We start from the raw sequence: 23,216 nt of genomic DNA, 5'->3' as shown, positions 1-23,216 counted from the left end.
CGAGCCGCAGACGGCGTTTGGCGGAGTGTGTAATGCGTCTCTCGGAAAGATGGCGGGCGGGCGCTCGCCTGGTGATCCTTTCAGGTACGGTGCTCTTGGCAGCAAGCGGCGGCGCTGCGGCTCAAACCGCCGGTTATGTCGTCATCGGCGGTGGAACCGACAATGGGGCGCCCGACGCCGAGAAAACCTCTTCCATCCAGGCGCCGGAAGCATTTCCTTCCATCCAGGAAATTCCGCCTGTAAACGCAATTGTACCGGAACCGGCCCGCACCCACGAAGCTGCTGCCCGACCGATGACCGAGGCAGAGAAGAATGTCAGGGTCGTCGGCCCAAAGTTCCTTCCCGACCCAGAAGAGGCAATAGATCTGCGAGCTCCGGGCCGGAATCGCGCCCGGTAAGCGCCAGTCGCAAGGGCTTGAAGAGGGCCTTCCCCTTGCGACCGGTCCGTTCTTTTACCTTCTCGGTCCAGATGCGCCACGTTTCGTGGTTCCACGGTTCGGGCGGAAGGAGATCGAAGGCATCGCGCAGGAACATGCGATCCTCATCGGAAAACTCGGCCTGTTCCGGACCTTCGGTCACGATGCGCCACCAGCCGGCCGTATCCTGGAGCTTCTCGATATTGCCGCGCACCGCATTCCAGAACGGCTGAGCTAAAAGTCCCTCGACACCCATCGCTTCAAGACGGGGAGCGACCTGTTCGAACGGCATTGCCTGGATGAGCGAACGGCTGAGCGCCTCAAGCTCCGCAGGATCGAATTTTGCCGAGGATTTGGAACTCGACGCCGGGTCGAAATGGGCTGCAAGCTCATCCATGTCGCGATAGGCCGACACCGCTTCCGACGTGCCGATGAGCACGGCGAGCGATGCGACCGCCATTGGCTCCACGCCCGCTTCGCGGAGGCTGGCGATCGAGAGCGCCCCGGTGCGCTTGGAAAGGCCCTCGCCCGTGACGGTTGTAAGCAGGTTGTGATGGCCAAAGCCTGGCGCTTTTGCACCCAGCGCTTCAAAAATCGCGATCTGCGCGCCGGTGTTGGTCACGTGGTCGTCGCCGCGGATGACATGGGTGATGCCAAGGTCGATATCGTCCACCACGGAAGGCAGCGTATAGAGGAAGGTTCCGTCTTCCCTGACCAGAACCGGGTCTGACATGGAAGCGAGATCGACGGTCTGGGAGCCGCGGATGATATCATCCCAATGGATCTCGGTGCGCCTGGTCGTAAAAGGATCGCTCTCGAAATTGGGCAGGAGAAAGCGCCAGTGCGGCTTTCGGCCTTCCGCCTCATAGGCCGCTTTCTGCTCGTCCGAAAGCCGCAGCGCTTCACGGCCATAGATCGGCGGCAGCCGGCGCGAGAGCCTGATCTTCCGGCGCAGTTCCAGTTCCTCTGCGGTCTCGTAGCAGGGATAGAGACGTCCCGCCTCTTTGAGCTTCTCGACCGCGCGATTGTAAAGCGCAAACCGATCGGACTGCCGCACCGTCACATCGGGCTCGATCCCGAGCCAACCCAGATCGACCTCGATTTGATCGGCATATTCCCGGCGGGAGCGTTCGACATCCGTGTCGTCGAAGCGCAGCACGAAAGAACCGCCCGCCTTCTTGGCGAACAACCAGTTGAACAGCGCCGTGCGGGCGTTGCCGATATGAATCTGCCCCGTCGGTGACGGTGCGAAGCGAACTGTTACGGTCATGGCGCGGAGGTAGCCGACACCTCGGCCATTTGCAAGGACCGTGCCTGGAGCCGGCGGGAGACCATCAGCATGAGGATGGCCGCCCCTATGCAATAAACACCCATGGCCGCGATTTGCAGCGGGTAGGATACGCCGATATCGATCAGGTACCCCGTCAGACCCGGCGCCGCGCCAGTGGCAAACACCAGGATCGCAACGATCAGAGCCCGTACCGCGCCAAGATGACGAATCCCATAGATCTCCGGCCAAAGAGCCCCCAAAAGCGTGGACGAAAACCCGTTGGACATGCCGAGCAGGCCCATGAAGACGAACACGCTCCATTGCGCATCAAAGGATGCGAGCACGAAGCAAGCGACAGCCAGGGGCAGGAGGAAAGCAGGCAGCATCGCCACGGCGGAGAAGCGGTCGATCAGCTGGCCCGAAACGAGCGCAAAGATCACCGTCATACTCGCAGAGACGGTGAAGGCCGATGCGAAGACTTCCAATGACCAGCCCCTAAGTTCCACCAAGTACACCTGATGAAAGGCGATTGTCGTGCCGATGAATCCAGGCGCCATGACACCGAGCAGCAAGATGTAGAACAGCGGATCGCGCACCACCTCGGCACGCGTCCAATCGCGTCCTGTCGTCACGCGGGCGGCAGGATCGCTCGCCCTCGGCGTGCGCTCCACCGCCATGAGCGAGGAGATGGCCGGCAGTGCGATCAGCAGGAGGAAACCAGCGGATATGAGCCAGCCGTTGCGCCAGCCGACCAGTGCGGCAAGCGCCACGAAAATGAGCGGAAGTGTGGCCTCGCCCCCATTGTGCCCGAGCGTGACGATGGAGACCGCGCGCCCGCGCTGGGCGGAGAACCAGCGCCCCATCGCGGTGAATGCATTCTGCGTCATCATCCCCTGGCCGAAAAGCCGCAGGAGATAGATCGTCAGGCAAAGCAGAATCACCGATTGGGATAGGGCCATCGAAATGCAGGCAAGCGCCAGCATCGGCACAGTGATCAGGGTTACGGTTTTCGGAGAATAGCGGTCGACGATCTGCCCGAATTTTGTGAGCGTGAATGCGCTGGCAAGCGTCGCCAGCATGTAGATCATGCCGAATGCGCCATGGGAAAGGTCGTATTCTTCCCTGATGTGGCCGGCGGAAATGGAAATAAAGAATGTCTGGCCGAAGGAGGAGAAGAAGGTGAGCAGGAAACCGCCGGCGAGCCAGCGGGCATTTTCGCGGAGGAAATTGAAAAAGGACATCGGTTTCTTGTTGGAGAGCGCCGGAACGCTAAGCCCATGCCGGATTCGGGCAGACGTCGCATCCTATGCACCCATCCGCAGGAGGCAAGGCGCAGCGCCGCTGCCACACCTTCTTTTCCCTGCTGGCGCAACACTGCTTGCATGACAGATAAGTCTATGCTTATCTATCTTCATGAACGAGTCGGACGTCTTTCGCGCACTTGCAGACCCGACCAGGCGAGCTGTCCTGGAGCGGCTGCTCGAGGGCGAGAAGAATGCGACGGAACTGCGGGAGGGCCTCGGTATCTCGCAGCCGGCTGTTTCGCAGCATGTCGCGGTGTTGCGGAGCGCTGGTCTGATCGCGGAAAAGAAGCATGGCCGCCATGTGCATTACAGCCTGGCACCGGACGGGCTCGCGCCCGTGTTCGACTGGCTCAGCCGTTATCGCGCCTACTGGCCGGCCCGCGTCGAAAGGCTGAAAACGCTTCTGAAGGAGATGGACCAATGACGCTCAGCGTGGATACGAAGCGGGACGAGGTCGTCGTGGAATGCGAAATGGAGACTACGCCCGAAAAGCTGTGGCGGGCGCTCACGGAAGAGGCGTTCCTGTCCGACTGGCTGGACGCCAGCCCTTCAGATGAAGCCGTGCAAGCGCCGGAGTGTCGTAACTACAGGCTTCTAGAAGCCAAACCTTATAGCCGTGTCAGCTACGCTTGGCATGATCCTGACCACCCTGACGCGCCCTCCCTGGTCACGGTCGAACTCGAGCGGCTGCCGGCCGGGCGCACCTGGTTTCGTCTGACGCACGGGCCGGTGGCAAGCGGAATTCATGCCATGGCGGCAAACACGAACCGCCAACCGCTGGCGATGGCGGGGTGAAGAAATAGCGAACGGGACTAGGGATCGGGACGCGTCCGGTCGCCCTGCCCCATTCGCTCCCAACGTCCAAACTGGAAGCAAGGAGGTTGCGCCATGCGCGACATGATGAATCTCGTGCCCATGGTTGTCGAGCAATCAGCGCGTGGAGAACGCGCCTTCGACATTTTTTCGCGGCTTCTACGCGAGCGCATCATCTTCCTGAACGGCCAGGTGGACGACAACTCAGCTGCGCTCATCTGCGCGCAGATGCTGCATCTGGAAGCCGAGAACCCGAAAAAAGAAATCGCGTTCTACATCAACTCGCCGGGCGGCGTGGTCTCCAGCGGGTTTGCGATTTACGACACGATGCAGTTCATCAAATGCCCCGTCGCCACGCTTTGCCTTGGCACCGCGGCCTCCATGGGATCGTTCCTGCTGATGGCGGGCGAACGTGGCATGCGCGTCGCGCTTCCGAACGCCAGCATCATCCTGCATCAACCTTTGGGCGGCTTTCAGGGGCAGGCGTCCGATATTGAACGCCATGCGCAGAATGTCATGAGGCTGAAGCGCAGGATGATCCGCCTCTACGCCGAACACTGCGGCCGCACCGAGGAAGAGGTGGAGCGTACGCTCGACCGCGACTTCTTCATGACCGCAGAGGATGCCCGGGAGTGGGGACTGGTCGATCACGTCTATCGTCGGCGTGAAGGAGCGGTCTCGCTTCCAGCGCCGTGCATATAGCCCTCACTAGCGGGGGATCCTCAGAATGGTGTCTTCGTCATCGTCCCATGGATTGAGGATACACCTGTAGCCGACCCGGCAGGATTGGGTATCGCGCGTCGAGATCCACGCATCATCCGCGACATGCCCAACGGGACAGAAGCGCTCTCCGGCGACATAGCGATCGTAGGTGAAGCGCCCAGTCGTGAGCACGACCGCCCCATTTTGCTGCACCAGGGAACGAGCTTCTCCACAAGAAAGATTGCGCGCATCCACCCTGCCCTGTGCGGTTGCCAGAGTGGTCGAAAGGGCGAGCAGAGCAAACGCCGCCAAGCCGCGCCCCATTATTCCTGAGCTTTGCATCATCTGTCCTCAACCTTGTCCAAACGACAAAATCGCTTTATCTGCCTCCCAGCACGGCTGCTGGACTTGCGCCGGCAGTTCCTCACAAATGCGGTCAGCGCGGCACAATCACGGCCGCCAGACCCACAATTTCGTGAAGTCATGGCCGGCGAAACAGCATCTCTTCTGACACTCGATTACGCGGCGTTGAAGCCCGAGACAACCGCGATCTTTCTCGACTTCGACGGCACGCTCGCAGATATCGCCGAACGGCCAGAGGATGTTTCCGTTCCCCTCGCCACACGCGAAATACTGGCACGCCTTCAGGAAAGCACCCGCGGAGCGGTTGCGATCATCACGGGCCGGCCGATCGAGACGATCGATCACTTTCTGGTGCCTCTACGGCTGCCCGTTGCAGGCGTGCATGGCATGGAGCGCAGGACAGCCGGCGGACAGCGCATCGACAGCGTGGTGGACGAAGAGACCCTCGCTCATGTCCGGGTACAATTGGAAGCGTTTGCTCATGCGCATGACGGGGTCCTTGTCGAGACCAAGCACGGCTCTCTCGCCCTGCACTACCGTCAGCGGCCTGAACTGGCAGATGAGTCGATTGCCGCCGTGCATGCGGCAGTAGCGGGCGTGCATGGCCTTCATCTTCTTCATGGCAAGATGGTGGTCGAGGTAAAAGGGGGAAAGGCGACGAAGGCGGACGCCTTGAGCGCCTTCATGCAGGAGGAGCCTTTTCGCGGACGGGTGCCGCTCTTTGCCGGCGACGACGTAACCGACGAGGATGCCTTCAATCAGATCGCAAATCTGAACGGGATTTCCATCAAAATCGGTGAGGGTTCCACCGCGGCCCAATTTCGGACCGAAGGGACGGCCAGTTTTCGTGAGTGGCTCGGCCGTCTGGCCGATAGTTTTGACCTTCGGAGGCGTTGACAAATAAGGTTTTCAAGCATGACAACACTCAATCTGGGCGTTATCGGCAATTGCACCTATTCTGCGCTCATCGACCCAAAGGGTCGCATTTTGTGGTGTTGCCTGCCGCGTTTCGATGGAGATCCGGTCTTCAACGCGCTGCTGGCGGGGGAGGACGATCCCTCGGAAGGGCTTTTCTCGATCGGGCTTGAAGGCCTGACGGAGACAGAACAGCATTATGACGGCAATACCGCAGTTCTCGTCACGCGGCTGCACAGCAGTTCCGGTTCACTGGAAATAACCGATTCCGCACCGCGCTTCTTCTGGCGCGACCGCATTTTCCGTCCGCAAACACTGGTGCGGCGTATCCGCCCTCTTTCAGGCACACCGCGCATCTCCATTCGGGTCAAACCGACCTTCGGCTATGGGACCCAGCGTCCTCAGTCGACCCGTGGCTCAAACCATATACGTTATGTCGGGCCTGAGATGACCTTGAGGCTCACCACGAACGCTCCGATCGACTATGTGCTCGATGAGACCTTTTTCAATCTGTCCGCACCGATCGATTTCATCTTCGGTCCTGACGAGACCATTGAGGACGGCGTAGCGCATACCGCGCGCGAGTTCGAGGAGCGGACGGCGGCCTACTGGCGCGGATGGGTGGCCAATCTCGCTCTGCCCTTCGAATGGCAGGATGCGGTGATCCGCGCGGCGATCACGCTGAAGATGTGCACCTATGAGCCCACGGGCGCCATCATCGCGGCGATGACGACGAGCATTCCAGAAGCACCCGACAGCGGGCGTAATTGGGACTACCGCTTCTGCTGGTTGCGCGACGCCTTCTTCGTCGTACGGGCCTTAAACAGCCTTGGCACCGTCCAGACGATGGAAAACTACTTCCGATATCTGATGGATATCGTGGCCGATGCCGATGGGGGCCACTTGCAGCCGGTTTTCGGCATCGGGCGGGAAAGGCAGCTGACCGAGAATATCCTCGACCATTTCGCAGGTTATCGCGGCATGGGGCCCGTGCGCTGCGGAAACCAAGCCTTCGAGCACTATCAACACGACGTTTACGGCAATGTGATCTTGGGCGCGGCCCAGATCTTCTTCGACCGCCGCATCGAGATGAAGCCGAATATCACGCACTTCCAGTTGCTGGAACAAGCGGGCGAACAGGCCTACCGGCTATACAATCAACCTGATGCGGGTATGTGGGAACTCCGTTCCCGCTCACGCGTTCACACGTCCTCTAGCCTTATGTGTTGGGCCGCCTGCGACAGGCTCGCCCACATAGCCGCCCAATTAGGAGAAGCTGCGCGTGTTCGCTATTGGAGAGAGCGTGCGGACGAGATCAAGGAGCGCATCCTGGCCGAAGCCTGGTCGGAGAAGCGTCGGGCATTCGTGGAAAGCTTTGGAGGCGAGACGCTCGACGCGAGCGTGCTTCTAATGGCGGAAGTCGGCTTTATCGATCCGCGCGATCCGCGCTTTGTGAGCACTGTTGACGAGCTCGAGAAGGTGCTCGCCATTGGGCCGCACATGATGCGTTACGAGGCCGCCGACGATTTCGGCAAGCCGGAAGTCGCTTTCAATATCTGCGCTTTTTGGCGTCTCGACGCGCTTGCACGCATCGGTCGGCGGGAGGAAGCGCGCGAGATTTTCGAGGCATTGCTGAAGGCTCGTAACCCGCTGGGGATTCTGTCCGAAGATACCCATCCCGTCACCGGCGAGATGTGGGGCAATTATCCGCAGACCTATTCTATGGTGGGCATCATCAATGGCGCCCGCCGGCTATCCAAACCATGGGAGACAGTAGTGTGAACAGGCTTGTCGTCGTCTCGAACCGCGTTGCGGATCTGACAAGGACGTCTCAGGCCGGCGGCCTGGCCGTGGGCCTTGCGGATTCCCTGCGCCAGCGGGGCGGCGTTTGGATGGGCTGGGACGGTCAGACGCTGAAATACGAGGAGGAGCCCGAGCCGCGCATCCGCAAGATCGGGGAGGTCACGCAGGCAACGATCCCGCTCACCGAACAGGATTACGCAGAATATTATCTGGGTTTCGCCAACAGCGTGCTCTGGCCCCTCTTCCATTACCGGTTGGACCTGGTGGAGTACAAGACGGCGTTCCTGGAGGGCTACCGCAGAGTCAACGCGAAATTCGCGAACGCGCTGGCCTCCATCCTGCGTGATGACGATCTGATCTGGATCCATGACTACCACCTGATCCCCCTCGCGGCGGAACTGCGCGAGCGTGGCTGCAAGCAGCGCATCGGCTTCTTCCTGCATATCCCCCTGCCGCCACCTGAAATCCTCGCGGCAGTGCCCCGCCACCGCTGGCTGGTCGAGTGCCTCCTGAAGTATGACGTGGTCGGCTTCCAGACGCAGACGGACCTCAACAATCTCCTGCGCTATGTCGAGGATCATCTGGGCTGCGAGCTGCTTCCCGACGGCCGCATCAAGACGCGCGAACGGGAGGTGATCGCCGGCTTCTATCCGATCGGCATCGACGTAGACGCCTTCGTGGCCATGGCCGAGAAGCCAAACGACGCCGTGCAGATCGAGACGAAACGCCGCGAAATCCTGGGGCGTAGACAGATTATCGGCGTCGATCGGTTGGACTACACCAAAGGCCTGCCGGATCGGCTGCGGGCATTCGCCCGTCTTCTGGAAATGTATCCGGAGATGCGCAAGTCCGTCGCGCTCATGCAGATCGCCACGCCTACGCGTGAGGAGGTCGAGGCCTATGTCGAGATCCGCAAGGAGCTTGAAGCGCTTTCCGGCGCCATCAATGGCCGCTTTGCCGATTTCAACTGGACGCCCGTGCGCTACATCCACGGCACGGTGCCACGCGATGCGCTCGCGGCCCTCTATCGCGCAAGCCAGGTGGGCTTCGTCACGCCGCTGCGCGACGGCATGAACCTCGTTGCAAAGGAATATGTCGCCGCCCAATCCATGGACGACCCTGGCGTGCTGGTGCTTTCGAAATTCGCGGGTGCCGCCGAGGACCTGCACGAGGCATTGATCGTCAATCCCTACGATGTGGACGACATGGCCCGCAATCTCTGCCGAGCGCTTACAATGCCGCTTGAGGAAAGGCAGGATCGGCAGGCAGCGCTTATGGAAAGAATCCGCAAACACGACTCGACCAATTGGCTGAACTGCTTCATGGCCGCGCTCGAAAGGGGCGAGACGAAGAAGGACGAGGAATAGGGAAGGCATTCTCCGGCGAGCCGGCGCGTTCGGCCGCTTTCGGGCGTGGGTGCCTCCGCTTAATCCGCAGGATCCATGCCTGAACGAAACCGCAGGCGCTTTTACAAGAACCGCTCGTCAGTCCTTTTTCTTGTTCGGCAGGTTCTTTCGCTTGGTGTGGGCAAGCTCCTCAAGCTGCTTCTCGCTCATGGATTCCTCCATTCCGCGTGAAGCGCCCTTGAGCTTGGATTTCGGTGTCTCACCCCGCTTGGCCGATAGCGCGGCACCGGCTGCTTTCTGCTGTGCCTTGGATTTTGCAGGCATCACTCGCCTCCTTGCTTGATGGACGAAAAATCCCTCAAGGCAAAGGAAAGTTCCGGACGGAACGGGAACAGGAAGACTGCGCATCGTGTTCTTCTGAGAAACCCTGGACACGAGGCAAGGCAATGAGCGAGCAGACACTTCCGAAGCAGGAGCAAGAACACCAGCCGGGCAAAGAGCACGAGATGGATCCGCGTCCGGATTTCACTCCCCGCTACCGCGGCTCGGACCGACTGAAAGGAAAGGTGGCGGTCATCACAGGCGGCGATTCCGGCATCGGCCGTGCCACCGCCATTCTCTTCGCACGTGAGGGAGCGAAGGTCGCATTCCTCTACAAGGACGAGAAGAAGGACGCCGAGGAAACCGAACAGCTCGTTCAGGCCGAAGGGGCGGAAGTGTTCTCCATGGCCGGCGATGTGGGAGAGACCGACACGGCGGAGCGCTTCGTCCAGGCCGTGATCGACCGTTTCGGAAAAATCGATGTTCTCGTCAACAATGCCGCCGAGCAGCACTATCAGGAAGAGCTGACCGACATTTCGGATGAGCAACTGGAGCGGACCTACAAGACCAACATTTTCGGCATGTTCCGGGTGACGCGGGCTGCCTTGCCGCATATGCAACAAGGCTCGTCCATCATCTGCACGACATCTGTGACTGCCTTTAAGGGACAGGATGTGTTGATGGATTATGCGTCAACCAAAGGTGCCATCCTCGCCTTCGTGCGTGCGCTCTCAGGCAATCTCGCCTCGAAAGGCATCCGTGTGAATGCCGTCGCACCAGGCCCGATCTGGACGCCGCTGATTCCGGCCTCTTTCCCTGCCGAGAATGTCGCAAAATTTGGCAAGAACGTGCCGCTTGGCCGGCCCGGCCAACCGAACGAAGTGGCGCCCTGCATGCTGTTCCTCGCTTGCGAGGATTCTTCCTACATCACCGGCCAGACGCTGCACCCCAACGGCGGAACGCTGGTGGGTGGATAGAGTACGTGCTTCACGAAGCATTCCTTCGCCCCCGTTGGCCAGGCCAGAGGGGCGAAGGTTACCTTGTCATGATGGATTGCCAGCCCTCGTCAGGCGCGAACCGTTCGCCATGCTTCTCTTCGAGACGGCGCAGCTTGGCGATGATGTCGCTCGCTCCGCGTTCGCGGGCGTAGAGAAGAGGTCCGCCTCGGAACGGCGCGAAGCCCGTGCCGAAGATCATGGCGCCATCAACAATTTCCTCATCGGCGACAATGCCTTCGCGCAGACAGCGCACAAGCGTGTTCAGCATAGGCAGGATTAGCCGGTCTGCCGTTTCGGCGTCGGCCCGGGGGATCTGCGGATCGTCCGCCACCTTCGTCTCCTCCTTCCGCGGCACGCCCTTTTCATCATAGACATAAAAGCCCCTGCCCGCCTTGCGGCCGGTCTCGCCCGCCTCGACCTTGTGGACGAGCCATAAGGGGATTTCGGGCATGGGGTCGGACGAACGCTCCTTGAGCATGCGCGCGACCTCCAGGCAGATATCGAGACCCACGCGGTCCGCCAGTTCGAGCGGCCCCATGGGCATGCCGAAGTTACGGGCCGCGCGGTCGATCGCCTCCTTCGGGAGGCCCTCGTCGAACATGATAAAGGCTTCGACCAGATAAGGCGTGAGGGCACGGTTGACAAGAAATCCGGGCGCGCTCTTCACCGGCGCCGGCAAGCGGGAGATATCGCCGCAGAAAGCACGCCCCCGCGCAAGCGTCTCCTCGCTTGCCCCGTCATGAGCCACGATCTCCACCAGTTCCATCCGCGTGACCGGATTGAAGAAGTGGAGCCCCAGGAAACGGTCTGGGAAAGGCAGTCCCTCGCGCAACACTTCCAGCGGGATCGATGAGGTGTTCGTCGCCAGGATCGCACTGGGCTTCATACCAGGCGCGATCGCCTCATAGACCCTGCGCTTTACCTCCGCCTTCTCCGCTACCGCTTCGATGACGAGATCAGCCTTGGCGAGACCGCCTCCATCGAAATCGGGTAACAGGCGGTCTAGCGCGTCGCGGCGCTCGAGACTGGAATGAAGCCGCTTGTCGAAGAAGGCGGAGGCACGACCGACGGCGCGGGCTATGGCCCTGGGATCGAGGTCCGTCAACGTCACCCGCAGGCCCCGCGCTGCACACCAGGCAGCGATATCGCCACCCATCGTGCCCGCGCCGATGACATGAACGCGAGAAATGCCGCTCTCTCCTTTGGCGAGCGACTTCAATCCTTCGCGCAGGAAGAAGACGCGGATGAGATGCTGTGCCGTCTCGCCGACCAGGAGTTCGGAGAAGGAGCGGATCTCCGCCCGCTGCATGGCTCTGGGGTCTCCGCCATGCTCCTCCCACAGATCGATAAGGCGGTACGGCGCGGGGTAGTGTTGTTTCGGCGCATTCTTCTCGGCTTCCGCCCGCATGCGGGCGGCCGCCATGCGGCGCGCGGGCCCAACGCCAAAGATGCTCGCCTTCCATCCGCCGGATGAACGCCTGATTTCTCCGGCGATCGCCGCGGTTATCGCCTGACGGACATGCCTCTCCTCGACGACCTCGTCGACGAGCCCGATCGCCCTCGCCTTTTTCGTATGTACGGTGCGGCCCGTGAGCACCATTGTCATAGCCTCGACCGGGTCTATGAGCGAGGTGAGCCGGAATGTGCCACCCAGACCGGGATGAAGCCCGAGAAGGATCTCCGGAAAGCCGAAGCTCGCACCAGTGACCGCAATGCGGTACCTGCAAGCGAGCGCCAGTTCGAGCCCTCCGCCCAAACAGTGGCCGTGGACGACGGCGACCGTGGGCATCGCGAGCGCCGCCAGCCGGTCGATGATGTCGTGCGCGCGCTGAATGTGCCTTTCTACTTCCCCCGCGTCCCGGATGCCGCGGAAGTCTCGGATGTCCGCGCCGGCCGCGAAGCCACCCTTCTTCCCCGAGCGGATCACAAGTGCCCGCGCGTTCAGCGTTCGCAGGTCCTCCAACACGATCTGGAGTTCCGCCAGTACCGCTTCGGAGAGCGTGTTCGTGCTTTCACCAGCCCGGTCAAGAACGAGCCAGACAACGCCATCCTCGTCCTTCGTGTAGCGCCAATTGGCAAGCACACGCGTCGGCTCTCCTTCCGGGCCCAGATAATTGTTGCGATGCTCCAACAATTGCCAAACCTTGTGCGAGATAGGCATCACACCACCTCCAGAAGCATGGCGCCACCCTGTCCGCCGCCGATGCATTCGGTGGCGATGCCGCGCTTGAGGCCCAGCCTGCGCATGGCGTTCGCAAGATGAAGCACGATCCGGTTTCCGCTGGAGCCGACCGGATGGCCGAGGCTGATGGCACCGCCATCGACATTGAGCCGGTCGCGGTCCACCGTGCCAAAGGGCCGCTCCAAGCCCAGTATCTCGCGGCAATATTCATCATCCTCCCACGCGGCAAGGCATGCCAGGATTTGCGCCGCAAAGGCCTCGTTGATCTCCCAGAGATCGATATCCTCGCGAAGGAGCCCGCGTCGCTTCATAAGTTCGGTCGAACAGATCGTCGGACCCAGTCCCATCACCGAAGGATCTAGTGCAGCCCATTCGCTGTCTACGATGCGCGCAAGCGGCGTCAGCCCATATTTCGCGACCGCCTCTTCCGAAGCGATCACAACCCAACTTGCGCCATCGGTGATCTGGGAGGAGTTGCCGGGTGTCACCCGGCCATGCGGCCGCTCGAAGGCCGGTTTGAGCTTGGCGAGCTTTTCCATGGAGGTGTCGGGCCGCACACCGTCGTCATGGTCGTAGAGCGTGCCGTCACGCGCGACGGAGGCGACGACCTCGCCTTTTAGAAAGCCCTCCGCCTGGGCGCGCGCAAGCCGTTGATGGCTTTCCAGGGCATAGGCGTCCGCCGCCTCCCGCGTCACCCCGAAGGCGTGGCCGATGATCTCGGCTGTCTGCCCCATGCTGAGGTCGGTGACAGGATCCGTTAGCCCTCGCTCGAGCCCGATTATGGGCTTGGCCATGTCCGGCCGGAAGGCGCCAATGGCGGCCGCCCTGTCCCACGCCGTCTTCGCCATGGCAAACCGGGCGAACCAGCCGGCGGCCTTTCTGGAAAGCACGAGCGGGGCGTGCGAGAGCGCTTCCGCCCCACCGGCGAGGATCAGGTCGGCCTCGCCGCCTTCGATCAGGCGAAAGCCCGTGTCGATCGACTGCATGCCCGAACCGCAGTTGATTTGCACCGTAAAGGCGCGCATCGCCTCACCCATGCCGAGGCGGAGTGCTGCCACACGCGCGGGGTTCATCTCATCCGCAAGGACATTCACGCAGCCGAGAATGACGAGGTCGAATTCTTCCGGCGCGAAAGGCAGCCGGTCAAGGAGCGGTCGCCCACACTGCACCGCCAAATCAACCGGCGTGAACGGGCCGGGTTTTCCCCTCGCTCTCAGAAAAGGCGTGCGCGCGCCATCGCCCAGATAGACGGGTCTCTTTCCGGATTCGGAGCGCCGCACGCTCAGCCCTGCACCAACGCCGGGGCTGGGGACGGTGTCGGTCGTCGTATTGGCTGGCTCTGACATGTTCACCCCTTGATTCGTTCAAACCCTTGGGTACCGGAGAGAATAGAGGCCTTTGTCGGCTTTGCCCACGGTCCGCCAATAAGCCGTCAGCGCAAACGCTGCGGCGCGGGCTCCGTTCCGCAAGGAAATCCGCGATGCGAGGAAACCACTTGGCGTTCTCCCGGTTCGGCAGGTTATCCAAGCGATGGAGAGTGACATGCCGGCAGCTAAGGCCAACCAGGGGCGCAAGCCAAACGACTCGACGAAACTCGGCCAGACCGATCTGGCAAATGACGAGATGGGCAGAAACAGTCTGCAGGGTGACGATCAGCTGAATGTCCGCAATCAGCGCCATGCCGGGCCCGACGCTCGTACCGACCCCGACGAGGTGATGGAAAGCTTCACCAAGATGGACAAGGAAGAACGCGCACGCGCCGATCTCGGCAAAGGCAACAGGAGAGACAAATGAAGCACTGGCTGCCTCCGGCGGTTTTCCTTGTCGCATGTCTCGCCGCGGCACCCTCGCCCGCCCAGGAGCAAACCGGCCCGAACAATACACGCGGAACCGCCGATGACATTGATGCCGATAAGTCACCAGTCATCGTGAATCCCGACAGGGTTGGTGGCCAGCCGACGGAAGACCGGAAGGATTTTCGTTCCGAGCTGGAGGCGTTCGTCCAGATTCCGGGTGCTTGGGCGAGCGACGAGGCCGCGTGTAACCAGGAGAGCAACGGTCAAGGCATATATCTTACCGATACGATCGTCCGGTCAGAAGACGCGACCTGCAGCATCCGTGACGTGGAAACCATGGACGATACGGCCAAGATTTTTGCCAACTGCACCATTGGGGGCGACCGTCGCGAGCGTACGTTCACCCTTCGCAAGACCGGTGAAGATACCCTGACGATTACCGCCTCACCGGAAGGCCCGCAGAGCACAACCTCACTTGCACGCTGTCCTAACCAACAGTGACCGGATAGCCACGAACCCGAAAAAAGCACGTCGCGACTTGGCGTTACCTGCTTGATGGGCAGCCCCTTCTTGGGATAGTGCTTGCCGCATTGCCATTTGCCGCTAGCGTGTGCCGCTGCAGCATATGGTGGTGCGGCAGGCGGGGACATTTTGAAGAGCTGGCAAGCGCGGCGTTTTTTGCGCAGCCGGGAGGGACATTGGTTAACCGCGATGCCGATTTCCGGCAAATCTCATTGCGCCTGAAAGCTGCGGTATTCATCTGCGCCGCTGCTTTGGCGGCGCCTGCTCCAGCCCTTGCGCTGGAGATTTTCGGGTTGCGCCTTTTCGAGCGCGACAAGCCTGAAGAAGAGGTTATTGGCACACCGCAACCTTACACCGTGGATTTCGCAGTCCAGGGCGACGATGCCGATATGGAACGCTTGCTGCAGCGAGCTTCCCAACTCTGGAGCGACCGGGAGGAGCCTGCCTCGGGGGCAGCAGGCCTCATCGCGAAAGCACGTGGGGACTACCGACGCCTGTTGAACGCGCTCTATTCCGAGGCGCGTTACGGCGGTACGATCTCGATCACGATCGACGGGCGCGAGGCAGCCAATCTTTTGCCTGACACGGAATTGGCAAGTCCTGCCAGCGTACGCATTGCAATCGATCCCGGTCCCTTGTTCAATTTCGCCGAAGCGCGGATCATTAATGAAGCACCACCTGCGATGCACCGGCGGGACCGTGTGGAGGATCCGGCGGATCAGGGATTCCGCGTCGGCGAGCCTGCGCGCAGCGGCGTCATCATCCAGGCGGCGCAGCTTGCCACGGAAGCCTGGCGCCAGCAGGGCTATGCCAAAGCGGAAGTCATCGAGCAGCGTATCGTCGCCGCTCACACAAACAGCACCATAGATGCAGAACTGACCGTGGATCCAGGACGATATGCCGTCTTCGGGCCGATCACAGTCACCGGCACGGAACGGATGGACGCGGACTTCGTCGCACGCCAGACCGGCCTGGTGCCAGGCATGGAATACGATCCCGACGATCTGAAGCAGGCGCGGGACAATATCTCGAGACTCGACGTTTTCCGCTCGGCCCGCGTTCAGGAGGCTGAAACCATCGGCCCGGAGGGGAGCCTGCCTATACAGATCATCGTCCAGGAACGGCTGCCGCGCCGCTTCGGTGTCGGCGGTTCCTATTCCACCGTAGACGGGCTCGGATTGGAGGCCTTCTGGCTGCACCGGAACCTTTTCGGGCGGGCGGAGCGGCTTCGCATCGAAGGCAAGGTGGCGGGGATCGGGGAAACCATCGATCCCACGAAGTTCACCTATCGCGTGGGCGCCACCTTTACCAAACCCGGCATCTACACGCCGAACACGGATTTCGTTGCTTCGATCTTCGGCGATCGCGAGGTGCTGGATATCTACACGCGAACCGGCGTGACGGCTGAGGCCGGTTTTACCCACCGGTTCACGGACCAGATTACCGGCAGGCTGTTAGCCAATGTCGGCTATGCCACCTTCGAGGACGATCTTGGCGAGCGTGATTTCGTCACCGCGGGCTTCCTGGGCGGCATCGCCTATGATTCCCGCAACAACGCCGCCGATGCAACTGAAGGCATCTTTGCCGAACTCACACTGCAGCCCTTCTACGAATTCAATTACGGCAATGCCGCCGCGCGCATGACCGCGGAGGGCCGGGCTTATTACAGTTTTGACGAGGACAGTCGCTTTGTCGCCGCCGGCCGTCTGAAACTTGGCGCGCTGGTCGATCCGCCCATCGAGGAAACACCGCCTGACCGGCTGTTCCTCGCCGGTGGAGGCGGCTCGGTACGCGGCTATGCCTATCGCAGCATCGGCGTGGAGACGGCTGCGGGAACCACCGGTGGCCGGTCTCTGATCGAGGCTTCGGCGGAACTGCGCTTCCGTGTGACGCAGTCGATCGGCCTCGTCGGATTCGTGGATGCGGGCTATGTGGGCGAAAGCGCCATTCCTGATTTTTCCGAGGATCTCAGGATCGGCGTAGGCGGCGGCTTGCGCTATCTTACAGGCTTCGGACCGATCCGCCTCGACGTGGCGGTGCCGCTCGACCCGCGTGAGGACGATCCGAACGTTGCCTTCTATGTCGGCATAGGACAGGCCTTCTGATGCGCTTTCTCATCGCCCTTCTTCTGGCCTTGACCATTTTTCCGGCGCTTGCACAGGACGCTCCGCAGGAGACGCCCGAGGAAGAGCGCTCGTTCTTCCTGTCATTCGTCGAGAACCGCCTTTCCACGCCCAACCGGCAAATCCGTATCAACGGCATCCAAGGCGTGCTCTCATCCGAGGCGACCATTGGCGAAATCACGGTGGCGGACCGGCAGGGCATATGGCTGCGGATCACGAATGCCACGATCGACTGGAGCCGCTCGACGCTTCTCCTGCGGCAAAGGCTCGAAATCTCGCGCCTCACCGCGGATTCGATTGAGGTGTTGCGCCCTCCTCTGCCGGACGAGAACGCCCTGCCCTCACCTGAAGCGCGCGCCTTTGCCATTCCTGAGTTGCCCATCGCCATCAATCTCGGCCGGCTGGAAGTGCCGTCGGTTTCGTTCGGGCAAGACATCTTCGGGCTCCAGTCGAATCTCTCCATCGAAGGGCGCTTGCGGCTGGAAGGCGGATCCTTGGATACCGCGCTCGATATAACGCGTCTCGACGGCCCCGGAGGGCAATTGTCGCTGCAGGCGGTCTATGACAAGCCAGCGGAGCGGTTCGACCTGGATTTTGCCCTCTCAGAACCGCAAAACGGTGTCGTGGCCAATCTTCTCAATATCGAAGGTCGCCCGCCTCTCGCCCTGACCTTGGCCGGCTCGGGCCCGATCAACGATCTCGACCTCTCGATGACCCTCGCTGCGGCCGGGGAGCCTGCGCTTTCTGGAACGGCCAGCTTCCGCCAGCAACAGGAAGGTCTCGGCTTTACCGTGGATTTGGGCGGCCCCATCGCAAGGCTGATCCCGACGCGCTTTCGTAGCTTTTTCGGCGCGGAAACCAGCCTCGAAGCGGCGGGCGTGGCAAAGAACGGCGGCGGATTGCGGCTTGATCGCCTCGATCTCTCAAGCGCGGCACTCACGCTCGAAGCGAATGCGGAAACCGCAGGCGATGGATTCCTGACCTCGCTGTCGCTCGACGCGAATATCGCGGATGCGGCAGGCAATCAGGTGCTCCTGCCAGTAAGCGGCGGCGAGACTTCCGTCCGCACCGCCAGGCTTGCAGCTCGGTTCGGGGCGGCCGGAGGCGAGGACTGGAACGCGTCTTTCGATGTTCAGAACCTGCAGACGGGCACTTTCGCGGCGGGCAGCGCGACAATTACCCTGAACGGTACCGCCTCTAATCTCTCCACGCCGAACGAGCGCCACATCACCTATGACGCCCGGGGCGCGGTTACCGGCATCACTGCCGAGCGGGCCGATATCGCGGAAGCGTTGGGAAGAGAGATTCGTTTCAGTGCAGGAGGCGAGTGGCAAGCCGGAGAACCGCTCGCAATCGATAATGCCGAACTGCTCGGCAACGGTCTTGCGGCGACATTATCCGGCACCATGCTCGAATTCGCGTTCCGTGGCGACATCGGCCTGCGCGCTTCCAGCATCGCGCCTTTCTCTGCGCTTGCAAGCAGAGAGCTGAGCGGCGGCGTGGACCTCACCGCCAATGGAGAAGTTCGCCCGATCAGCGGCGCATTCGACCTGAGGCTTGACGGCACCGCGGACGAACTTCGACTGGGGATCGAGGCGCTCGATCCTCTTCTGACGGGTCAGACGCGGCTTACGGGACGTGTCGCGCGAACAACCGAGGGCTTTTCAGCCGAGGGATTCCGTATAGCGAGTGAGCAAATGCAGCTCACCGCTGACGGCACTTTCTCCAGCCAAGCTGCAGATTTCCGTTTCGACACGACGCTCGAAGATCTCGCCGTCATCACCGATCGCGCGCAAGGCAGGTTGACCGCCACCGGCCGTGCGCTCGGAGGCAACGGAGATTTCAGCCTAACCTTTGCCGCCCAGGTTCCCACTGGCAGGCTCCTGGACAAAGCACTCGAAAATGCGCGCATCAGCTTTGATGGCAGGCTTCGGGCCGAGGCGCTTACGGGGCAAATTGTCGGACAAGCCGCGCTGGAAGGTACCCCCGCCAATCTGCGGGCAGACCTCTCGGTGGCATCAGGCGAACGGCGCTTGACCGACATCGAGTTCTCAACGAGAGGAGCGCAGCTGTCGGGCGATATCGCGCAAAATCGCGAGGGTCTTTTCACCGGCGCACTCACACTCGGTGCCACCGATATCTCAACCGCCGCCGCCCTGTTCCTGGTCGAAGCTCAGGGTGCGGTAAACGCCCAACTCTCCTTCCAACCACGAGAGAACGGCCAGCACGCGAGTGTAAACGCGTCAGCGACGCGTCTCTCGCTGCCCCAGCTCTCGCTCGAAAGCGGCGAAGCTCAAGCAACGATCGACGATCTCTTCGGCGTGCCCGCGGTAGAAGGGAACCTGCAGGCAGGAGGACTGAAGCTTGCCGGCATCCAGGTCGCAACACTAACGGCGAATGCTCAGACCAGCGGTGACGCAACCAATTTTTCCGGTCAGGCGGCGCTTGCCAACGGCACCGACATCTCCGCGCGTGGCACGCTTGCGCCCCAGGCGGGAGGATACCTCCTGACATTGGATCAGGCGGAGCTCACTCAGGCAGCCGTTTCTGCACGCCTCCTGCAAGCCGCGCGGATTTCGGTCCGTGGAGATACCGTCTCGTTCGACCCGATGCGACTTGACGTTGCCGGCGGAGAAGTGATCGCTCAGGGCGAAGTTGGCCAGACTCTCAACGTCGCACTCGGCCTCACTCGCGTGCCTCTGTCGATCGCAAACACGATCCGGCCGGACTTGGCTCTCGGCGGGACGATTGACGGAGAGGCGGCCATTTCCGGGACGCGCGAATTCCCGCAAGCGAATTTCAACCTGACCGGCCGGAACATCACCGCTGCCGCCCTGAGACAAGCAGGGATCAACTCACTTGCGGTGGAGGCGAACGGTGCAACACAGGGCGAAACCCTGAACCTGAATGCGCGGATGACAAGCCCCAACGGCCTTAATGCGACAGTGACGGGCGCAGTGCCTTTCTCTCAAGGGCAGATGGCGGTTGACATAAACCTGAGATCTTTTCCGCTTTCGCTCCTCAATACCCGCATTCCCGGCCAGGATCTCGGCGGTAGCCTGACCGGTTCTGCGCGGGTGACCGGAACTCTCCAGAATCCGGCCGCGACATTTAACGCCGAGGCAACCGGTCTCACCGCTCGCACGCTCAGCTCGGTCGGAGCAGCACCGCTCAATGTCTCCGCATTGGGGAGTTTTGCGGGAAATAGCGTCGATCTTCGTACGCTAAGCGCGTCAGGGCCAGCTGGTCTTTCGATCTCGGCGAGCGGCCGCATCCCTCTCATGGGTGGCGGTCTTGCCCTTAATTTGCGCGGCAGCGCACCGCTTTCGCTGGCGAACCGGCTGCTTGCGGATCGGGGTACCCAGCTTGCCGGAACCGCGCTTGCCGATCTGCAGATCGGCGGCAGCCTTGCCGTACCCGCGATTTCGGGAACTCTTTCGACAAGCGGAGCTTCCGTCGTCGATCCCGGCTCAAACCTGCGTCTGACGGGCATCAGCGTTGAAGCAGCTTTATCCGGCGAAACGGTTACCATCCGCTCGGGCTCGGCCGCCGTGGCCGAAGGCGGCACTGTCTCCCTGTCGGGCACCGTATCGACCAACGCTTCAGCTGGGTTTCCAGCCGATCTGGCAATGCGGCTGAATGAGGCTCGTTATGCCGACGGGGAACTGGTAACGGCAACCGTCAGCGGCCAACTGCGTCTGACGGGCCCGATCACCCGTGATCCACTGCTTTCCGGAAACATCGAGATCAGCCGCGCAGAAATCCTCGTCCCTGACAGTTTCGGCGGTAGCGCAGCATCTTTGAACGTACGGCATATCAACCCTTCGCCGGCGGTGGAGGAAACGCTGGAGCGCGCCCGCGCAGATGACGGAACGCCCATGCCAAGCGCGCGTCCCAGCGTCATGCGTCTTGATGTCAACATCAACGCCCCTGCCCGCATCTTCGTGCGAGGGCGCGGGCTTGACGCAGAACTGGGTGGCTCGGTCCAGATCACCGGCCCGGTGACATCCGTTCAGCCGGTGGGCGGCTTTCGGCTGATCCGCGGCCGGCTTTCAATCCTTGCGCAGCGCATCACCTTTGACGAGGCTACTGTAAGTCTTGTGGGCGATCTCGACCCATTCCTCGATTTCGTAGCGCGGTCGGAAGGGTCCGACATCACCGTCTTCATCACGGTGCGCGGCCGCGTGTCAGACCCCGAAGTCGTATTCTCCTCACAGCCGGAGCTGCCACAGGACGAGGTTTTGGCAAGGCTCCTTTTCAATCGTGGCGTTGATCAGCTTTCGCCCCTTCAACTCGCCCAGCTTGCGGCGGCGGCTGCAGAGCTTGCAGGGGGATCGGATACCTCCCTGTTGGGTTCGTTGCGGAGCGCAACCGGTCTCGACGAGCTCGATATCGTCACCACGGATGAGGGCAATGCTGCGGTGCGCGCAGGGCGCTATATCCAGGAAAATGTGTATCTGGGCGTGGAAGCGGGCGCAGGAGGTACGACGCGCGGCACCATCAATCTCGACCTTACCGACAATTTACGGGTGCGCGGCGGTGTGGGATCCAACGGAGATTCCGATCTCGGCATCTTCTATGAACGAGATTATTGAGCCGCAGAGCGGCAAATCAAAATTGCGGATAAAAAAATGCCGGCGTTCTAGCGCCGGCAAACGACACGCAATTGTGGGGTTGGGGGGCGGGGGGAGTGCGTGCCGTCACACTCCAAATGCGCAGCCCGCAGGAAGGTTCCCATAATTCTTAAAATTATTTGAACCGGCGAATCTCGGCTCTAAGGAACCGCCGCCCCGGTCATGTGTTGGGCCGGCATGCATTGGAGGACCCTTGAATGCCAGCAGAGACACTCAAGATCTATAGGCTCGTACCGGATGCGGCAGAAACGGACCCCAATTGGGATCTTGCCGAACCCGCGGGTGAGGTGGTGGTGCGTGCTCGCTCGGAAGCCGATGCGCGAATCGTGGCGGCGGAAGCCGAACTGGATTTCCTCGATGTCGGAGCCAAGCCCGGCGACGGCGTGTCGACGAGCTTTGCCAGCGCATTTCGCGACCAGCGTCTTTATCGCGTGGTGGAAGATGACAGCGGCGCCTTCCCTGCCGAAGGTCCACGGGGCGTGTTGACTGGTCTTTCGCGCCAGGACCCGATACGGCACGGCCACTGAGCCGCGGGTTTATTGTTCTACTTTCACCCGATAGATCGTGACCAGGGTTTCCTTGGGCTCCAGTGCCTCCCAGATCTTCCAGCGAAGTTCCTTATAGTCCGACGGGCTGGCCACAACCCGCTCCTCCTTTCCATCCGGCTGTTTGACCGTCTTATATGCCGGCAAGGTCTGCCATGGTTCCCCTCTATCAACACTTCCAGAGTAGCCTTGGCCGAAACAGAGAGCCCGCCCTCGCTGAAGACGGTGTTGCTCGGAATGGGTCCCTTCACGACGAGGCCGGCAAGCGGCACTTCGGAAATATTGGTATAGGTGCCCTTATATTGGAGCAGGTCGCCCGGGGCCGCCGTTTCGGCGGCAACCAGCGTCTCTTTCTTGCTCTCCTCATCGAACACGACACGCTCAACCGTCAGCTTCGCTGCTAACGGCCCCTCGCTCGGTGCTGCGTCCTGTGCGAATGCCATGCCAGCCGAAAAGGCTAGGCCCGCAGCGAACAATGCGGCTTTGATCCAGTATCTCATTGTATCTCCCGTTTTTTGCTACAGGCCCAATTTGCGGAACGATGCACGACAACCCTGCACGAACATCCAGCGGTGCTGAAGTTGCGAAGATGGCTAGAGCCTGTGCAAGTAACCTCGCTGGATTTGTGAAAGTAAAATAAGCAATCATTTCTGGTCCTACTCCTGGACTTTGACCCTGAACCGGACTTCGCCTTTTGCGCCTGGTATCATTGAGCCGGTGCACAGCCATCTGAGATCGCCCTGATAGCCCGCGGTTCCGCCGCCGGCCGGCAGGTCTGGCTGGCAGACAACGCCGGAAGGTTGCTGCTCGACCCAGATCGCCTGGGCAAGGCTGGTGTATTCCGGCGTCATGTCCAGCACCCGCACCTGGTCGATCCGGCTGGCCGACGGATTTTGGAAAATCACCTGATACTCCAGGATATTGCCGGGCGCGCTGCTGCTGGTGGTAGAGAAGGAGGTTTCGTTCAGCGTCACATTGCGCACCCGCTTCAGCACCTGCACCGCACCGTCCGCCACCACCACCCGGTCGATGTTCTCCAGCGGGGCGAGCATCGCCTGGGTGATGCCGAGGGTGGTCGTCGCGGTCAGTTGGTAGCGCAGCCGCGCCCCCCGTGGCGTGACGGCCGAGCTCTGCACCCGCACCAGGAGACAGACCACCACGCC

19 protein-coding genes and 1 pseudogene are annotated in these 23,216 nt (G+C 61.4%); 12 read left to right on the top strand and 8 right to left on the bottom strand.

What is annotated here, in order from left to right:
* Window positions 1–315: 315 nt before the first annotated feature.
* Window positions 316–1,686, bottom strand: a complete 1,371-nt coding sequence (gene gltX / locus CHEJ32_RS0122045; protein WP_028035719.1) for a glutamate--tRNA ligase — start codon at window positions 1,684–1,686, stop codon at window positions 316–318.
* Window positions 1,683–2,927: an MFS transporter gene (locus tag CHEJ32_RS0122040; RefSeq protein WP_028035718.1), complete on the bottom strand. Its 1,245-nt coding sequence runs from the start codon at window positions 2,925–2,927 to the stop codon at window positions 1,683–1,685. Before CHEJ32_RS0122040 ends, gltX begins: the two co-directional genes overlap by 4 nt.
* Before the next feature lie 172 nt (window positions 2,928–3,099).
* On the opposite strand from CHEJ32_RS0122040, the gene CHEJ32_RS0122035 reads away from it, so the two are divergent.
* The 3 genes from CHEJ32_RS0122035 (at window position 3,100) to CHEJ32_RS0122025 (ending at window position 4,505) form a co-directional block, all read left to right on the top strand.
* Window positions 3,100–3,414: a helix-turn-helix transcriptional regulator gene (locus tag CHEJ32_RS0122035; RefSeq protein ID WP_028035717.1), complete on the top strand. Its 315-nt coding sequence runs from the start codon at window positions 3,100–3,102 to the stop codon at window positions 3,412–3,414.
* Window positions 3,411–3,785 carry an SRPBCC domain-containing protein gene (locus CHEJ32_RS0122030; RefSeq protein WP_028035716.1) on the top strand — a complete coding sequence of 125 codons (375 nt, stop codon included), beginning with the start codon at window positions 3,411–3,413 and terminating at the stop codon, window positions 3,783–3,785. The genes CHEJ32_RS0122035 and CHEJ32_RS0122030 overlap by 4 nt, the downstream gene beginning before the upstream one ends.
* A gap of 93 nt (window positions 3,786–3,878) precedes the next feature.
* Window positions 3,879–4,505: an ATP-dependent Clp protease proteolytic subunit gene (locus CHEJ32_RS0122025; protein WP_028035715.1), complete on the top strand. Its 627-nt coding sequence runs from the start codon at window positions 3,879–3,881 to the stop codon at window positions 4,503–4,505.
* Between the two features lie 6 nt (window positions 4,506–4,511).
* Here the strand turns inward: CHEJ32_RS0122025 and CHEJ32_RS25710 are convergent, their stop codons facing one another.
* Window positions 4,512–4,847: a hypothetical protein gene (locus CHEJ32_RS25710; RefSeq protein WP_034658970.1), complete on the bottom strand. Its 336-nt coding sequence runs from the start codon at window positions 4,845–4,847 to the stop codon at window positions 4,512–4,514.
* Between the two features lie 141 nt (window positions 4,848–4,988).
* Here CHEJ32_RS25710 and otsB point away from each other — a divergent pair, with 141 nt between their 5' ends.
* From otsB to otsA, 3 genes are read left to right on the top strand one after another with little or no spacing between them, the layout of a single operon-like run.
* Window positions 4,989–5,765 (top strand): trehalose-phosphatase, encoded by a 777-nt coding sequence (otsB, locus tag CHEJ32_RS0122015; protein WP_051469840.1) that lies wholly within the window; start codon window positions 4,989–4,991, stop codon window positions 5,763–5,765.
* 18 nt (window positions 5,766–5,783) lie between these two features.
* Window positions 5,784–7,565: a glycoside hydrolase family 15 protein gene (locus tag CHEJ32_RS0122010; protein WP_028035713.1), complete on the top strand. Its 1,782-nt coding sequence runs from the start codon at window positions 5,784–5,786 to the stop codon at window positions 7,563–7,565.
* Complete coding sequence (otsA, locus tag CHEJ32_RS0122005; RefSeq protein WP_028035712.1) at window positions 7,562–8,953, top strand: alpha,alpha-trehalose-phosphate synthase (UDP-forming); 1,392 nt, start codon at window positions 7,562–7,564, stop codon at window positions 8,951–8,953. Before CHEJ32_RS0122010 ends, otsA begins: the two co-directional genes overlap by 4 nt.
* Before the next feature lie 117 nt (window positions 8,954–9,070).
* Here the strand turns inward: otsA and CHEJ32_RS0122000 are convergent, their stop codons facing one another.
* Window positions 9,071–9,256, bottom strand: a complete 186-nt coding sequence (locus tag CHEJ32_RS0122000) for a DUF3008 family protein (protein WP_028035711.1) — start codon at window positions 9,254–9,256, stop codon at window positions 9,071–9,073.
* Window positions 9,257–9,378: 122 nt separating this feature from the next.
* Between CHEJ32_RS0122000 and CHEJ32_RS0121995 the strand changes: the two genes are divergently transcribed.
* Complete coding sequence (locus CHEJ32_RS0121995; RefSeq protein WP_028035710.1) at window positions 9,379–10,230, top strand: SDR family oxidoreductase; 852 nt, start codon at window positions 9,379–9,381, stop codon at window positions 10,228–10,230.
* A 58-nt stretch (window positions 10,231–10,288) separates the two neighbouring features.
* Here the strand turns inward: CHEJ32_RS0121995 and CHEJ32_RS0121990 are convergent, their stop codons facing one another.
* Together CHEJ32_RS0121990 and CHEJ32_RS0121985 are read right to left on the bottom strand one after the other, a co-directional pair.
* On the bottom strand, window positions 10,289–12,412 hold the full coding sequence (locus tag CHEJ32_RS0121990; protein WP_028035709.1) for a 3-hydroxyacyl-CoA dehydrogenase NAD-binding domain-containing protein: 2,124 nt from the start codon (window positions 12,410–12,412) through the stop codon (window positions 10,289–10,291).
* A complete protein-coding gene (locus CHEJ32_RS0121985; protein ID WP_245261255.1) occupies window positions 12,412–13,779 on the bottom strand; it encodes an acetyl-CoA C-acetyltransferase in 1,368 nt (455 codons plus the stop codon). Before CHEJ32_RS0121985 ends, CHEJ32_RS0121990 begins: the two co-directional genes overlap by 1 nt.
* Window positions 13,780–13,975: 196 nt before the next feature.
* Here CHEJ32_RS0121985 and CHEJ32_RS0121980 point away from each other — a divergent pair, with 196 nt between their 5' ends.
* From CHEJ32_RS0121980 to CHEJ32_RS0121960, 5 genes are all read left to right on the top strand, one after another.
* The gene (locus tag CHEJ32_RS0121980; protein WP_028035707.1) at window positions 13,976–14,227 is read left to right on the top strand and encodes a hypothetical protein; all 252 of its coding nucleotides are present in this window, start codon (window positions 13,976–13,978) and stop codon (window positions 14,225–14,227) included.
* On the top strand, window positions 14,224–14,730 hold the full coding sequence (locus tag CHEJ32_RS0121975) for a hypothetical protein (RefSeq protein WP_028035706.1): 507 nt from the start codon (window positions 14,224–14,226) through the stop codon (window positions 14,728–14,730). Before CHEJ32_RS0121980 ends, CHEJ32_RS0121975 begins: the two co-directional genes overlap by 4 nt.
* A 197-nt stretch (window positions 14,731–14,927) precedes the next feature.
* On the top strand, window positions 14,928–16,856 hold the full coding sequence (locus CHEJ32_RS0121970) for an autotransporter assembly complex family protein (protein ID WP_084032907.1): 1,929 nt from the start codon (window positions 14,928–14,930) through the stop codon (window positions 16,854–16,856).
* On the top strand, window positions 16,856–21,469 hold the full coding sequence (locus tag CHEJ32_RS0121965; protein ID WP_084032906.1) for a translocation/assembly module TamB domain-containing protein: 4,614 nt from the start codon (window positions 16,856–16,858) through the stop codon (window positions 21,467–21,469). The genes CHEJ32_RS0121970 and CHEJ32_RS0121965 overlap by 1 nt, the downstream gene beginning before the upstream one ends.
* A gap of 236 nt (window positions 21,470–21,705) precedes the next feature.
* Window positions 21,706–22,035 carry a hypothetical protein gene (locus CHEJ32_RS0121960; protein WP_028035703.1) on the top strand — a complete coding sequence of 110 codons (330 nt, stop codon included), beginning with the start codon at window positions 21,706–21,708 and terminating at the stop codon, window positions 22,033–22,035.
* Between the two features lie 23 nt (window positions 22,036–22,058).
* Here CHEJ32_RS0121960 and CHEJ32_RS25705 read toward each other — a convergent pair whose 3' ends face one another.
* Together CHEJ32_RS25705 and CHEJ32_RS27495 are read right to left on the bottom strand one after the other, a co-directional pair.
* Entirely contained in the window at window positions 22,059–22,553 is a 495-nt protein-coding gene (locus CHEJ32_RS25705) for a hypothetical protein (protein ID WP_245261253.1), read from the bottom strand.
* A 156-nt stretch (window positions 22,554–22,709) separates the two neighbouring features.
* Window positions 22,710–23,216: pseudogene (locus tag CHEJ32_RS27495) on the bottom strand (right-handed parallel beta-helix repeat-containing protein); the annotation flags it as partial.

Source organism: Chelativorans sp. J32, assembly GCF_000518985.1.
Lineage (GTDB): Bacteria > Pseudomonadota > Alphaproteobacteria > Rhizobiales > Rhizobiaceae > Chelativorans.
Note: the sequence above shows the minus strand (reverse complement) of the source record. Positions and strands in the feature narration are given on the sequence as shown.